14 protein-coding genes are annotated in these 15,444 nt (G+C 44.5%); 2 read left to right on the top strand and 12 right to left on the bottom strand.

What is annotated here, in order from left to right; translation table 11 throughout:
• Positions 1-84: 84 nt before the first annotated feature.
• The 10 genes from hpaA to Xish_RS02960 form a co-directional block, all read right to left on the bottom strand.
• On the bottom strand, positions 85-999 hold the full coding sequence (gene hpaA, locus Xish_RS03005; RefSeq protein WP_099116646.1) for a 4-hydroxyphenylacetate catabolism regulatory protein HpaA: 915 nt from the start codon (positions 997-999) through the stop codon (positions 85-87).
• A gap of 47 nt (positions 1,000-1,046) precedes the next feature.
• Complete coding sequence (gene hpaX / locus Xish_RS03000; RefSeq protein WP_099116645.1) at positions 1,047-2,414, bottom strand: 4-hydroxyphenylacetate permease; 1,368 nt, start codon at positions 2,412-2,414, stop codon at positions 1,047-1,049.
• Positions 2,415-2,636: 222 nt separating this feature from the next.
• Positions 2,637-3,404, bottom strand: coding sequence for a 4-hydroxy-2-oxoheptanedioate aldolase (hpaI, locus tag Xish_RS02995; RefSeq protein WP_099116644.1), 768 nt, complete (start codon positions 3,402-3,404; stop codon positions 2,637-2,639).
• Between the two features lie 18 nt (positions 3,405-3,422).
• Positions 3,423-4,226, bottom strand: a complete 804-nt coding sequence (hpaH, locus tag Xish_RS02990; protein WP_099116643.1) for a 2-oxo-hept-4-ene-1,7-dioate hydratase — start codon at positions 4,224-4,226, stop codon at positions 3,423-3,425.
• A 5-nt stretch (positions 4,227-4,231) separates the two neighbouring features.
• Positions 4,232-5,704 carry an NAD-dependent succinate-semialdehyde dehydrogenase gene (locus Xish_RS02985; protein WP_099116642.1) on the bottom strand — a complete coding sequence of 491 codons (1,473 nt, stop codon included), beginning with the start codon at positions 5,702-5,704 and terminating at the stop codon, positions 4,232-4,234.
• Between the two features lie 21 nt (positions 5,705-5,725).
• A complete protein-coding gene (locus Xish_RS02980; RefSeq protein ID WP_099116641.1) occupies positions 5,726-6,115 on the bottom strand; it encodes a 5-carboxymethyl-2-hydroxymuconate Delta-isomerase in 390 nt (129 codons plus the stop codon).
• Positions 6,116-6,127: 12 nt separating this feature from the next.
• Positions 6,128-7,009 (bottom strand): 3,4-dihydroxyphenylacetate 2,3-dioxygenase, encoded by an 882-nt coding sequence (gene hpaD / locus Xish_RS02975; RefSeq protein ID WP_099116640.1) that lies wholly within the window; start codon positions 7,007-7,009, stop codon positions 6,128-6,130.
• 32 nt (positions 7,010-7,041) lie between these two features.
• Entirely contained in the window at positions 7,042-8,508 is a 1,467-nt protein-coding gene (hpaE, locus tag Xish_RS02970) for a 5-carboxymethyl-2-hydroxymuconate semialdehyde dehydrogenase (RefSeq protein WP_099116639.1), read from the bottom strand.
• Positions 8,505-9,269, bottom strand: a complete 765-nt coding sequence (locus Xish_RS02965; protein WP_099116638.1) for a fumarylacetoacetate hydrolase family protein — start codon at positions 9,267-9,269, stop codon at positions 8,505-8,507. The genes hpaE and Xish_RS02965 overlap by 4 nt, the downstream gene beginning before the upstream one ends.
• The gene (locus tag Xish_RS02960; protein ID WP_099116637.1) at positions 9,266-9,898 is read right to left on the bottom strand and encodes a fumarylacetoacetate hydrolase family protein; all 633 of its coding nucleotides are present in this window, start codon (positions 9,896-9,898) and stop codon (positions 9,266-9,268) included. Before Xish_RS02960 ends, Xish_RS02965 begins: the two co-directional genes overlap by 4 nt.
• A gap of 388 nt (positions 9,899-10,286) precedes the next feature.
• Here Xish_RS02960 and hpaR point away from each other — a divergent pair, with 388 nt between their 5' ends.
• On the top strand, positions 10,287-10,736 hold the full coding sequence (hpaR, locus tag Xish_RS02955) for a homoprotocatechuate degradation operon regulator HpaR (protein WP_099116636.1): 450 nt from the start codon (positions 10,287-10,289) through the stop codon (positions 10,734-10,736).
• Positions 10,737-10,869: 133 nt separating this feature from the next.
• Here hpaR and Xish_RS02950 read toward each other — a convergent pair whose 3' ends face one another.
• Positions 10,870-11,907: a zinc-dependent alcohol dehydrogenase family protein gene (locus Xish_RS02950; RefSeq protein ID WP_099116635.1), complete on the bottom strand. Its 1,038-nt coding sequence runs from the start codon at positions 11,905-11,907 to the stop codon at positions 10,870-10,872.
• Between the two features lie 396 nt (positions 11,908-12,303).
• Between Xish_RS02950 and Xish_RS02945 the strand changes: the two genes are divergently transcribed.
• Positions 12,304-13,071, top strand: a complete 768-nt coding sequence (locus tag Xish_RS02945; protein ID WP_244185900.1) for an SDR family oxidoreductase — start codon at positions 12,304-12,306, stop codon at positions 13,069-13,071.
• 110 nt (positions 13,072-13,181) lie between these two features.
• Here Xish_RS02945 and Xish_RS02940 read toward each other — a convergent pair whose 3' ends face one another.
• A complete protein-coding gene (locus Xish_RS02940) occupies positions 13,182-14,855 on the bottom strand; it encodes a condensation domain-containing protein (protein ID WP_099116634.1) in 1,674 nt (557 codons plus the stop codon).
• Positions 14,856-15,444: the final 589 nt, after the last annotated feature.

The raw sequence follows: 15,444 nt of genomic DNA, 5'->3' as shown, positions 1-15,444 counted from the left end.
AATAAGCATTATAGATGAAGAACAACGCCTTGAATACACGGCCAAAATGTAGATATTATGACATCATAATTTTATCAATCTATTTTATTTCCCAATGACATTTTCCTCCCGCCAAACACTCGGTGAGCATCCCACTAACCGATTAAAAAATCGGCTAAAATAAGCAGGATCTTTAAACCCAAGCCGATACGCCACTTCAAATACAGGGCTGTCACTAAACAATAAGAACCGTTTTGCTTCCCGCAGTAGTCGGTCAAAGATCAGTTTTTTGGGTGGTCGATTGGCAAAGCGTCGACACATATCCTTTAGACGTGATTCCGTAATTCCCAATTTTTCTGCATATTCTGGTACGGCAAGATGCTGGTGATAGTGTTTATCAATCAACTGGTTAAAGCGCTGAAACAGTTTTAATTCTCCTCTGACACAACCGCAACGATGATCATCAAGGGGAATACTACGCAGTAGAAAGGTAAACAAGGATTGAGCCAGAAAAGCCAGCGATTGTTCCCGTCCGGCAAATTGGTTAGCAGACTCACGTCCAATCAGGGCCCAATAATGGTGGAATGTTTCCAATTCATCGTATTTATCCGCGACGGAAAGACAAATAGCCGGAATATCCACCAGTTCTCGATGAGTGGGATAAAGCGAACTGAGCAATGGTGTAATTAGATCCTGACGAACGGTCAGTACATAACCGTCAGTATCTTCCTGCGTAAAAAAAGCATGAGGAACAGAAGGTGGAGTCAGGATAAACAGCGGAGCTTGTACGGAATAATGTTGTTCGTCTAATTGCAGTTCGATCCGTCCTGTCACCAGATAATGCAATTGGAAAAAACCATCATGGCGATGCGCCTGCATATCACGCCCGAAAAATACAGCCATGCGACCAAAAGTTTGGTAGTGAACATCATCCGATCCTTGGGTTTCATCATAGTCTTTGCTGATATCAATATTAGTGATGATGGGTTTGTTGGCTCTGAGCGCATTGGATGCAGGCATCGATTTTCCCCTGTATCTTTAAGGTATATCAATATGTCGCTCGTTATTTACGAGACTACCGGTGGCCGTACATGTTTCATCGGGATCAGAAAAACGATTAGCGCACCAATGATAAGTAATCCGGCTACGAAATAAAGTCCAGCACTGAAATTACCTGTTTGATCTTTTAACCAACCGATCAGTAGTGGACTGACGGCTGAGCCGACATTACCAGTTGCATTGATCACGGCGATCCCCACTGCGCGAGCACGCAAACTGATCGATTGATCCGGTGTTGTCCAGAATACAGCCATAGCCGTAAACGATCCGGTGGACGCCATAATGATCCCTAGCAGTTGCACCATGCTGTTATTTGTCAGTGAAGTTAAAATCCAGCCTGCGGCGGCAAACAGATAGGGCAAAGCCGTGTGCATTTTGCGTTCTTGCAGGCGATCTGAACGGCGGCTCCAGTAGATCATACCCAAAATCGTGCAGAACTGTGGAATGGCAGTCAGAATACCAATAGTTACATGGCTGCTGTTCTGATTAAAACTCTGCATAATCTGCGGTGTCCAGATATTAATGGCACTTAAGGTGTTGGTCAGACAGAAATAAGCAAAGGTGTACATTAATACAATTGGGGTAAAAACCTCACGCCATAAGCTGGGTTTCTGTTGTTGGATCTGCTCATTGGGCTGTGTTATAGCAAGCTTATCGTTTTCTATCATCTCTTGTAGGCATTGCTTATCTTCACGAGTTAACCATTTGGCCTTGTCAGGTGAATCATCCAGATAAAACCAGACAGCAAAACCGAGTAAAACAGAAGGGAAGCCTTCCAGTAAAAATAACCACTGCCAGCCACGTAGATTCCAGATGCCATCCATTGCCAGAATATAACCGGAAATGAGTGAACCAAATGCCATCGTTACGGGCATAGCGATCATAAACAGCGCATTAGCTCGCGCGCGATAATAGGCCGGAAACCAATAAGTCAGATAAACCAAAATACCCGGCAGAAAGCCTGCTTCTGCAATACCCACCAGCATACGCAAGATATACAGGCTCGTAGAGCCGGTAGCAAACATTGTGGCGGTGGAAGCAATCCCCCATAACACCATAATGGTAGCAATCCAGCGGCGAGCTCCCACAATGCCCAACATGACATTGCTGGGGATGCCGAAAATGACGTAAGTGGCATAAAACAGTGTAGCGGCCAAGCCAAACATGGTGGATGTTAAACCAAGATCTTTTCCCATCGTCAAACCAGCAAAGCCAATATTGATGCGATCCAGAAAAGAGAAAATGAACAGGACAAAGAGAAAGAGGATCAGGCGTCTGAATAATTTATTGATGACACTTTGCTGTTGGGTGGTCAGCTTTTTATGTTGATGGGGTGGATTTTCTGATTTTGCTATAGTGTCAGGTGAAACGCTCATTGTTGTTTCCTTTTTTATTATTTTTTATCTCCCCCTCTTTTTCTACTCCTTGTTTTGTTAGTTGCTTGGTTTTCCTTTTGGCGGGGATTTAAAATCTATTGGCTATATGTGGTTGTTTGCACAGCAATCAGGAACTTCAACTGCAATGGCCGATGCCGCGAACAACATCAGCCATTATTGAGTTATCATTTTTGTCGAAAGCTATTGTCGATTATTTGTCGATTATTTGCTGAAATGTCTTGCCAACGTGTTGGCTGCTCCGGTCAGCAGGATGGTATCAACGCCTACGGCAACAAATAGCGCACCTAGATCGAGGTAATGCTTAGCTGCATCAACATGAGTCATCAAAATGCCGGCAGCCTTGCCGGAAGATAGAATCTGAGTCATGGCTTGTTCAATGGCAGCCTGAACTTCGGCATGTTGCGGATTATCGATGTGTCCCATATCTGCGCTAAGATCTGCCGGACCGATAAATACACCATCAACACCTTCGACAGCCGCTATTTCAGGGAGGTTTTTCAGTGCTTCACGCGTTTCTACCTGTACCAATACACAAATTTCATCATTGGCACGGGACAAATAATCAGGAATGCGATTCCAGCGAGAAGCCCGTGCCAGTGCACTGCCCACACCGCGAATACCCGCGGGAGGATAACGGGTTGCTCTGACCGCTTCACGTGCTTGCTCTGCATTTTGAATCATCGGGAACAATAAAGTTTGTGCACCAATATCCAGCAACTGTTTGACGATCACCGGATCATTCCATGCCGGACGAACAACAGGCTGGCTTGGGTAAGGGGCAATTCCCTGTAATTGGGCAAGAATGGTAGAAATATCATTGGGAGCATGTTCACTATCAATCAGCAACCAATCAAACCCCGTTCCTGCCAGTATTTCTGCGCTATATCCACTACATAGCCCAAGCCATAACCCGATTTGTGGGTGCCCTGCTTTCAGGGCATGTTTAAATTTATTTGTTAGTTGATCCATGGTGTTACCTCAATAGACTTAAACAAAGTGACAGCTAATTGAACCTAACACGCCGTAATCCACATGAAAGGTATCACCTTTACGTGCAGGAACAGGGCGGGTAAAGGAGCCAGCCAGAATAATCTGGCCTGCTTCTAGCTGAACACCATGCGATGCCAGTTTGTTGGCAAGCCATGCCACACCATTGGCGGGATGATTGAGAACTGCTGCTGCCACGCCGGATTCTTCAATCACACTATTGCGGTAGAGCAGAGCACTAACCCAGCGTAGATCCAGTTCATCTGGCTTGATCGGTCGCCCCCCAATAATCACACCACCATTGGCGGCATTGTCAGAAATCGTATCGAATACTTTGCGTGGACGCTGTGTTTCGGGATCGATGTTGTGACAACGGGCATCGATAAGTTCCAGTGCGGGAATAACATAATCTGTCGCGTTATACACATCAAACAGCGTACAGTTCGGGCCAGTCAGGGGTTTTGCCAGCACAAAAGCTAGTTCGACTTCAATACGGGGCACAATAAAGCGTTCGCAAGGAATGTCACCGCCGTCTTGGAAAAACATATCATCCAGCAGGGCACCATAATCCGGTTCACTAATCTGTGAACTGGCTTGCATGGCCTTAGATGTCAGGCCAATCTTATGTCCTTTGAGAATCCGGCCTTCCTTGATTTTTAAATCTACCCACTCACGTTGAATGGCGTAAGCATCTTCAATAGTTATCTCAGGATAATCCAGTGATATTTGTCGGATTTGTTTACGGTTTTGCTCTGCCTGATGTAAACGGCGTGCAATCTGCGATACGATTTCTTGCTGTAGCATAGGGGTTAAGCTCCTTTTGCTTCCAACCCGCCAAAACAGAGGTATTTCACTTCCAGATAATCCTCAATACCGTAACGTGAACCTTCGCGTCCCAGTCCCGATTGCTTGATACCGCCAAATGGCGCAATTTCGTTGGAGATCAAACCTTCATTGATGCCTACCATGCCACTTTCTAACGCTTCCGCGACACGGTAAATTCGGCCAATATCGCGGGAATAGAAATAAGCTGCCAGACCAAATTCCGTGTTGTTGGCAATACGGATAGCTTCGTCTTCATCACGGAATTTAAGTAATGGTGCCAGAGGGCCAAAAGTTTCTTCGTGAGCCACTAACATGGAGTCGGTAACATTTGTCAGTACTGTTGGTTCAAAGAACAACCCTCCCAGAGCATGAGACTTTCCTCCAGCCAGAATGCGTGCGCCATTGGAAACCGCATCACTGATATGCTCCCGTACTTTTTCTACTGCCGCTTGATTAATCAGCGGGCCTTGCTGTGATGCGCTATCAGTGGCTGGCCCAACGTGAAGTTTTTTCACTGCATGAGCCAGACGTTCCGCAAATGTATCGTAAATGCTTTCCTGAACCAGAATACGGTTGGCACAAACGCAGGTTTGCCCGCTGTTACGGAATTTCGCAGCCATTACACCTTCCACCGCCGCATCAAGATTGGCATCATCAAACACGATAAAAGGTGCATTGCCACCCAGTTCGAGGGAGAGTTTTTTCACGGTATCGGCACTTTGTGCCATCAATAGCTTGCCAACCCGCGTAGATCCGGTGAAGGAAAGTTTACGCACGATAGGGCTTGAAGTCAGCACTTCACCAATCGCTTTGGCATCCATTCCCGTTACGATATTGAAGACACCAGCCGGAATACCAGCTTGTTCTGCCAATGCCGCCAATGCCAATGCAGAAAGTGGTGTTTCGGCCGCCGGTTTCAGAACCACAGTACATCCCGCAGCCAGCGCAGGGGCAACTTTACGGGTGATCATCGCATTGGGGAAATTCCACGGTGTAATAGCTGCAACGACCCCAATCGGTTGCTTGATGGTAGCGAGACGGCGGCCTGGCATGGGGGAGGGCAGGGTTTCGCCGTAAACACGTTTGCCTTCTTCCGCGAACCATTCGATAAAACTGGCACCGTAAGCAATTTCTCCCATTGACTCGGTGTGGGATTTACCTTGTTCCGTACTTAATATTTCCGCTAAGGTAGTTTGATTTTCCATCACCAGATGAAACCACTGTTTGAGATTTTGGCTACGCTGTTTTGCTGTCAATGATCGCCATGCAGGAAGGGCATTTTGGGCGGCTTCAATAGCAAACTGTGTCTCTTTGGCTCCCAGATCACTGACATTAGCAATAACCTCACCATTGGCTGGGTTAGTCACTACAAAAGTAGCTTTATTTTCCGCTTCAACCCATTGACCATTGATATAGGCTTGTTGGCGCAGCAATGGTGTATCAAGATGATTTGTCATAGTTTTTTCTCACTAAAATTGTCACTCTTTTGCTTTAAACAGGCTATGAACATTATTGGACTTATAGTTCAGTATGGGATCGAGTTCTTCCATAGTGAAGGAGAGACCCAGATAGCGCCGTGCCACCAATTCACTAAAATGCGCCTTGATTAAGTTAAACAACATTTCTCCGACTTTTTGCCGATCTTCAAGGCTGCGTCCGGCACCAATTTTCAGTGTCATATGAACGAAGGCATAATCTTGTTTACCATCCGCCATCTGCCAGGTATCCAACCAAATAGCACGACTGCGGATACCACCTAACGGAAAAATGCCCGTATCTGCTAATGCCTGATTCACTTTGGTAAATAATTCTGGCAATCTGGCCTCTTCACGGATATTTTCCGTACACTCAGCATAAAAATGTGGCACAGTTTTCTCCTGTCAGGCATGAGTTTTATTTTGATTAACAATATAATCCGGCAGCGGGAACACCGCGTTGACTTGTCCTGTCCCTGAACTGGCGAACAATTCTGTCAAAAATTCTACCTTGCCGTCATACCTGTCCCATCCGAGCAGGCCTAGCAGCATCACCGTATCATGCATGTTGCCTTCTCCCCGACAATATTGCGCATATTCCGGCAGCATTTCGCAAAATTCCTTGAATTGTCCCGCTTTCCAAAGTTGTACAACGCGGCGATCCATCTGCTCATCAAACTCACGGGTATAACTGTTCATGCCCGTTTCGGCACGTTGATCTTCAATGAAACTGTGCGACAGAGAACCGCTTGCCAGCACGGCAACCGTGCCATCGTATTTCTCAATTGCCCGTAAAATGGCTTCTCCCAGTTTGCGGCTGTCTTCAAATGCATGGACAGTACAAAAGGCTGAAACTGAAATCACTTTGAAACGGCGGTCGCTATTCATATAACGCATTGGCACCAGTGTGCCATATTCCAGTTTCAGGCTTGGGATCTCGTGCGATTGGGCACGAACGCCCATCTGGCGCGCTTCTTCCGCAATCATTCTGCCTAACTCAGGGTTACCGTCATATTCATAGGTCATATCGCGGATAAAATGTGGTAACTCATTACTGGTATAGATGCCGGAAAAATGGTCGGAACAGTTAATATGATAGGCGCTGTTAACCAGCCAATGAGTGTCGAAGACAATAATCGTATCGACACCCATCTCACGGCAACGTCGGCTGATCTCTTTGTGTCCGTCAATAGCGCCTTGCCGACAGCCGTGATGCTTACCCGGTAATTCAGACAAATACATAGAAGGGACATGTGTAATTTTCGCTGCTAACGCTAACTTTCCCATAAACCCTCACTTGGTATCAGGATGGCAGTTATTTAAACACCCCAACGAGGAATAGGGTGCTCTCCCATTGAGATACAGACGTTCTTCACTTCAGCAAACACTTCAAAGCTGTATTCCCCGCCTTCACGCCCCACGCCGGAAGCTTTTATGCCGCCAAATGGTTGCCGCAGATCACGAACATTCTGGGAATTGACAAACACCATGCCAGCTTCAATGCCACGTGCCAGACGCAAAATTTTGCTGACATCTTGTGTCCAGATATAGGAGGCAAGGCCATATTCCACGTCATTGGCCATACGCAGCCCATCTTCTTCATTCTTAAACGGCAGCAGACAAGCTACAGGGCCGAAGATCTCTTCTTGTGCCACGCGCATGTGGTTATCCACATCTGCCAGGACAGTAGGGCGTAAAAAGTGACCCTTTTTCAGATGGGCGGGTAAATCAGTGGGTTTGTCGGAACCTCCGGCCAGCAATGTGGCGCCTTCTTCGATCCCCAAGCGGATATAGTTGGAGACTTTTTCCCAATGTTGTTGGCTGATAAGGCTGCCAACCTGAGTTTGCGGATCTTGGGGATCACCAACACGTAGCCGATTGGCGCGTTCAGCAAAGCGTTTGATGAATTCGGGATAAATGCTTTCCTGAATGAAAATGCGGGAACCTGCCGTACAACGTTCGCCATTAAGAGAAAAAATAGTTATCAGGGCGGCATCCAGCGCGCGTTCAATATCTGCATCTTCAAAAATGAGAACAGGGGATTTTCCGCCTAACTCCATTGAGTATTTTTTCAGGCCGGCATTTTGCATGATCAGGCGCCCCGTTGCTGTCCCACCCGTGAAAGAGACCGCGCGCACATCATGATGTTTTACCAGCGCATCGCCAGCGGTGTTACCGTAGCCCTGTACCACATTCAGCACCCCAGCAGGAATACCGGCTTCCAGCGCCAATTCGCCCAGACGGTTAGCCGTCAACGGAGAAAGTTCGGACATCTTCAAAACGGCCGTATTTCCCAGAGCCAGACAAGGCGCAACCTTCCACGTAGCCGTCATAAAAGGCACGTTCCATGGGGAAATCAATGCGCAAACACCAACCGGCTGGATTAATGTATAGTTGAGCATCTTGTCATCAACGGGATAAGTACGCCCGTTCATCTGCTGACAAATTTCAGCGAAGAAATTAAAATTGTGTGAAGCCCGTGGGATCAAGACATTTTGTGTCTGATGAATAGGAAGCCCTGTATCCTTGGTTTCCATCGCAGCAATATCGGGAACATTTTGGTCGATTAATTCACCCAAACGGCGCATCAAACGAGCGCGTTCTTTCATTGGAGTATTCGCCCATTTGGGAAAAGCCTGTTTAGCAGCCGCAACGGCCTGAGCGATCTCTTCCTGCCCGCCTGATGCTACCTCAGCCAGCACTTCGCCTGTTGCAGGGTTGGTCGTTTCGAAATAGGTTTTGCTGCCGACATTCTTGCCGTTGATCCAATGGTTAATCGTGGTCATGACAAACTCTCCTCATATTCTTGCTGGCTGACAATGTGATTGACCAAGCGCCCAACACCTTCGACTTCCACGATGACTTCATCTCCAGGAACGACATTGGACAACCCTTTTGGCGTTCCGGTGGCGATCATGTCGCCAGGTTGCAATGTCATGAAATCGCTGAGATAGGTGATTAAGAAGGGAATATCGAAGATCAAATCGGCGGTTGTGCCTTGTTGACGGAGTTCACCGTTTACCCATGTTTTCAAGGTCAGATTATGCGGATCAGCGATCGCCTGTTTGTCTATGATCCACGGACCGATTGGCGTGAGCGTATCGCGGCTTTTTACCCGCAGATTAGGACGATAGTAATTTTCCAGATAATCACGAATAGCATAATCGTTACAAACGGTATAACCCGCAACATAATTCATGGCTTCTTCTCTGGCAACTTTGTGGGCGGTTTTACCCATCACGACAACCAATTCTGCTTCATAATGCATATATTCCACATTATCAGGGCGGACAGAAACCTGACGGTGGCCGGTTAAGCTATTGGCTGCCTTGATAAATACCAGTGGCTCTTCTGGTGGCTTAAATTCCAGCTCTGTTGCGTGATCGGCATAATTTAGCCCCAACGCGAACAGCGTTCCGCTGGCAGGAGGAAGCCATATAACCTCTTCACCGCTTACCCTATTTCCATCCGGTAAGAAGACATTTTCCTGTTCGTCAACGGTGACATTAAAATCATGGCCCTGATAATGAATTTTGGCGTATCTCATGCCTGACCTCCCGCTAATACAACCCTATTTTCCAAATCAGGGAAGCCCTTAGCCTTGATTGTGACTTTATCGGCAGGATGGAGGGTAACGCGCTGGTGGGGCGTTCCCAATAGAATGGCATCTCCCGCTTTTAAGGTGGCGAATTCGCTTAATGCTGCCAATAATTCTGGTGCAGAACGGATGAGCTCTTGGGTAGACCAACGATCAACTTCCTGACCGTTGATTTCAGTCACGATATCGAGTGATTCTACTGAGCTGGTCTTGATCATTTGCCCTAGCGGACAAAAACCGTCACGACATTTTGCTTTAATAGCAGGACGATAAAATGATGTTTCTGGCAGGCTAACTTCGTTCGCCAATGCGTAGCCAGCAATATACTGTTCGGCATCCTGAACTGAAATTTTGCGTGCTGTTTTCCCAATCAACAGTGCCAGAGTTGCACCGCTTTGTACTGTTTCCCCGACAGGATGAGGAATAACATCCCCTGAATTAATCACGGTATTGCGGGGTTTGATAAACCAAATAGGTGTTTTTGGTGGTATTTTATAAGGTTCTTTGTTAAATGCCTCATGCCAGAAATTGTTCTGGCTGCTATGGTTGAGGGCAACGGCAAAGACAGTGCCTTTCATGGATAGCTCCTTGAAACCTGAATGATGTGTTTGCAAGCTTTCTTATTAATATATTAATAATCTATGTGTTAGCAATCTTCAATATGTTAAAGGCATTGTTAATTTTAATTGTGATCTATGTAACATCACTTTATTGGTGAGTATTTTTACCACATAAAGATCAGGCTGTTATATTTTTAATCAAGGTCATTTGGGATTGAATTTAACTTTTATTTAACTTTTTCAGGGTGGGATAGTTTTATTTATTTGTTAATGTTGAAGTCTTTCCTCTTTGTGGATGATTTTGAGCGTGTTAGGCTTTTTGGAGTTCATGTTGTCTATAATAAACGGCGTGAGCGTTAAACTTATAGAGAATGACCAGCGATTAACTAAAGAGTCACTTTTACTTATGCATGAATCCTTGACAATTGCATTGCTTCAAGCGAGAGAAACCGCTATGGGTTTTTTTCGGCCTATTTTGAAGAGCTACAATTTAACTGAGCAACAATGGCGTATTATTCGTGTACTTGCGAGTAGTCGTTCTATTGATTTTCATGACTTAGCTTGTCTCACTTGTATCTTGCGTCCAAGCCTGACAGGCATTCTGACACGTATGGAGCGTGATGGACTTATCTTCCGCCTGAAGCCGATGAATGATCAGCGTAAGCTGTATGTTTCTTTGACTCCGGCTGGACAAGAACTCTATGAGCAAGCAAAAGGGCAAATTGCTGAGGGATATAAGGCAATTGAGGAAGCTTTTTCTCCAGAAAAATTGTCCCAACTTTTAGGGTTATTAGATGAATTTATTGCTATTGGGGACCTCTCTCAAGCAGACTTGACAGAAGGACGCGAACTGTAGATTGAAGGTTTTATTAATATATTAATTGGTTAGCTAATTAAGTCATAAAGGCCGCCGTAATGAATTGCATAAGAACATTGATGCAGTATATTGCGGCGGCTTTTCTGTGCCTGTCAAAATGCATTACCCATAATTATGCTGACAGGACAATTTTCAATGCTTTCTCTTGGGCTGCATTACCAAATACTTCATAAGCGGTTTCTATTTCACTCAATGGATAATGATGAGTGACCAGCTTTTCAGGTGCAATCTTGCCGGATTGAACACTTTTCAGCAGCATAGGCGTACTGCTTGTGTTTACCAGCCCAGTGGTAATGGTAATGTTTTTGATCCAGAGGCTTTCCAGATGTAGGTCAACGGATTTGCCGTGGACACCAACATTGGCGATGGAGCCACCTGCTGCGATGATGTCCTGACATATTTTGAAGGTTGCGGGGATCCCCACACACTCAATGGCGACGTCTACACCAATACCGTCAGTCAGCTTGTTGATGGCATCAACGACGTTTTGTTTTGTCGGATTGATAACCGTGTTAGCACCAAACTGCTGGGCGACGCTAAGGCGGTTATCATCAGTATCGACCATGATGATATGTGCCGGCGAGTAAAATTGTGATGCCAGTAATGCTGATAATCCGACTGGCCCCGCACCAATTAAGGCGATCGTCTGCCCTGGCTGAACCTTACCGTTGATAACACCAATTTCAAGACCTGTTGGCAGAATATCGCTGAGCATTAGTGCCGCTTTTTCATCGACACCTTCTGGCAGACGATGCAGGCTATTATCAGCGTGAGGAATACGTACTTTTTCCGCCTGTGTACCATCAATTTTATGCCCCAAGATCCAACCACCCTCTTTACAGTGTGCATAAAGCTGGCGTTTACAATAGGCACAACGACCACAGACAGTAATACAGGAAATGATCACTTTATCGCCGACTTTAATATTGCGGACAGATCCCCCAATTGATTCAACGATCCCAATACCTTCATGACCCAATGTCCGGCCTTGCTCGACAGTGGGAACGTCTCCCTTGAGGATATGCAGATCTGTGCCACAGATGGTGGTTTTGACGATGCGGACGATAGCATCGGTTGGTTCAATGAGTTGAGGCGGTGCTTTTTCTTCCCAGCGTTTTTTTCCGGCTCCATGATAAACAAGTGCTTTCATATAACCCCCTTCACAGGTGATGGTTGTGATTTTATGGTGTTAAGAATGATTGTTAAGCATGACAGTAATCCAGAGCACACGATCTACATTATCTGTTGCCTAAAGTTTAGCAGATGTAAACATTTTCGATTTTCAGGATGCTCTCTGGGTCAGTCGGGAAATAGAATATGACGGATATGCAGGTCAGGTTGAGCCAAATATGGGGCGGTTGGCTCTTTATTTATTTTTTATTGGATGTGATCTTCTGCAAATAAAAGTGATGAGCACAAAATAATAGAACTATGGTAGAAACTCTCAAGTAAGATTGGTTTTCTAAACAGGAGATTATCAATACATCTGACTGATAGGGCGATGGTTCCTCATCCAGCTTTGATAACTGATATAAGGAAAACCAACATGATGTTTAATGAAATTGACAGTTCGAATGCTTTGAAAGGTAAACGGGTTGTAGTAACAGGCGGAGGGCGCGATTTTGGACAAGCAGTTTCTGTTTGGTTGGCACGAGAAGGTGCACATGTTGATCTCTGTGCCCGCCAGTTAGCCAGTGCAGAAGCAACGTGTGAAATTATTCACCGTGAAGGTGGCATCGCCAGAGGTTATCAATGTGATATGAGTCATGCTCAGTCCGTTAACGATTTTGCGACTCAGTTACTAAAAGACAATCAACCCATCGATATTTTGCTCTTAAGTGCAGCTCAATGGCTGGAAGGACATCTGGGAGAAGGTGACAATGACTTCGATATCGTCAGTACGGTGAACTCAGGTATAACTGGCTCTATCTTGCTGACCAAAGCGCTATTGCCAAGCCTGCGCCAGTCACAGGGTGCCGATATTGTTGCTATGGTATCGGTTTGTGGTATTCCCCAATTTACTGAATCTGTCGCTCATCCGGCATTTTTCGCTGCTAAACATGCTATGAGTGGTTTTAGCCAGAACTTAGCCCATCACTTAAGCAAAGAAAATATTCGCGTGACCGGACTTTATCCACCTGACTTTGAACTTAATGGCTTTGATGAAGTGCTGGATAATCAGAAAAAAATGGGCGAGCAATTGCTTAATGGTCGTTCAGTATGGGAAACCATACGATTTGTTATCACTCAACCCCGTAGTTGCCACATTAAAGCGATTTATTTTCAGGGCCCGACTTTTAAGGATTTTGAATAGGCCGTAGTAAATAAACAGTAGTCATGTACCGCTTGATGCAGCAATAATTTGGCATGATTCATATGCTTCGTTAGCATAATGGTCATGCCGTTGCTTTATCGGTTGTTCACTTAACTCGCCTCTTTCAGAAAATCGTAGTTCTTTGCTCCCAGATATTCCAACTCTCCATTTGGCAGCCAGCGTACCTGCTCGCCAGTGCGGTAGAGCCACTTATCACTGGTATATTGAACAAACGGATTGGCAATAAGCTGTTTTTCTACCAATGCGGATTGCTCTAAATGTTTATTGTCCAATTCTGACCCTGAGAGATAAAGTTCGCCCTTTAACCCCATTGGCACCATCTGTAATTGTTCATTCAACACATAGGATTGAATGTCTGATACTTCGGTGAGTTGTGATTGTCCGATTGCCTGTTGATAATGTTTCCGTATCAAATCAATCACCAGAGGGTTGTGTTGTTCTGATTTTGTGTCACTCAGTTGTTGTGGACTACCGTATTCCAGTAATGTCTTTGTTTGATAAGGCGTGAGTAAAGGAAACTGTGATATTGGTGTTTCAGGATAATACAGGGCATTAACCAACAATTGCTGGAATTGTTCACCCAACGCTTTAATTTGTTTAGCGTGGAAAAGGTTGGGATGATAGCGGATACGAAAAGCCCAATGACCCTCTTCCAGATGATATTCCAGTATCCATTCTGTAACGGCTAAATCATTATTGAAACGATTACCGTAATTGACCTTACATCCCTCTAATTCCAGTCTGATATCCTTAAAACTGGCCTGATTGATACCGACATTGAGCTTATTTATAAGATTGGTGGGTACAGCTTGAAATAGGGGGAAGCTTGAAAAACGTAGATCAGGCTGAGCCTTCAATGATGCGCTATAGTTTAACGTAGCCTGATAAAGAGAATTAAAACTATCGGTCTCATTAAAATGCAGGGGGAAAACAACCGCATTGATTTGTGCAGCAAGCGAAACAGATACTCCGCCAGCGATTGCAATGGGGTAGATAAGGTGAACGTGACCAGTTGCAGTATACTGGGCTACTAATGTTGCCCACAACGTTTTAAATATAAGGAACGGTTTACAAGGGGATAAAGATTTTGTGAGGTTATTCCAATCTTCCAATGGCAAATTAAACCGAAATTCATTAGGTAATTCAGGCTCACCTATTGCGTGTTGAGGCAAATAGGGTAATGGATTACTGGTAGTAAAATCTGACAAGCATTTTTTCCAATATTGTTCGGGGTTATATTTGTTCAATAATTGTAAAAGCTGATGATCTTGTTCAAATTTTTCTGATGCTTGTTGCAACGTCATAGGGGAGTGGCGCAGAGGACATCGGTTATACAGATCAGAGATATTATGAAAAAATTCTTCTATACCCTGTCCATCACCGATGATATGGTGCAATACAATGAATAAGTGAAATTGCTGTTCTGCCTCTTTGATTAAACCAAAACGCACTACTGGCCCTTTTCTGAGGTCAAATGGCTGCAAGGCAAACTGATTCAATTGTTCTTCATTATTAGAAAGGTAGGTAAACTCAATATCGTCTGAGCAAAATTTCCAATATAACTCATTATTTTCTTCTTCAATCCGGTATTTGAATAAAGGATAAAGATTAATAAATTCTTGTAGAGACCATTTTAATCTATTTTCATCCAAATCACCCTTAATGTTTTGTTCTATAACGATATTATATTTTGGTGAATGCGGTTCGAGAACCCATGATTTCCAAAAGAAATGAATAAATGGAGAAGCCAGAATCTTATCCATGTGAATACTCCGCTATGATATTAGGTTGTATTTAATACAGCTCCAAGTCTGCGTTTTAAGCATACTCATTCTGTATTGCAGGAAGTAATTTATTGACATTAAATGTCATTTCTTCATGATATTCTATATTCTAATAATTTGATTGTTTTGTCTGGCAAAGGAAGGGGTTCTTTATTAATTATTTGATTTATAATAAATTTATTCATTGATGCAATTGTGCCATTATTACGCTATTTGTTTGGAAAGGATACCTATAGATTGGAGGTGATTAAAGATTATTTTAAGTAAATCAATATATATAAAATATTAAGAACTAGAGCTTTAGGGAGAACTATTTTAATAGACAGGTTGATCATGAGGTCATGACTCCAATAATTAAATCACACTATAAAATAGTATTCACGGTCGATGAAACTCTCTATCACCTTGTTGTGTATTTCTTCAGGAAATAATTGTCAGGTGAATAATCATCTATCCAGTAAAACCGGACATTAAATGGTGATAATAACTCACGGAGTTTGCGTAAAGTGCCGTATTGGGATCACCAAAACATGCGCCACAATTCGTCTGAGGCGTGGCTCCCAGACAT

The organism is Xenorhabdus ishibashii (assembly GCF_002632755.1).
Taxonomy (GTDB): domain Bacteria; phylum Pseudomonadota; class Gammaproteobacteria; order Enterobacterales; family Enterobacteriaceae; genus Xenorhabdus; species Xenorhabdus ishibashii.
The sequence above is the reverse complement of the archived record's forward strand: the minus strand, read 5'-3'. Positions and strand labels throughout refer to the sequence as shown.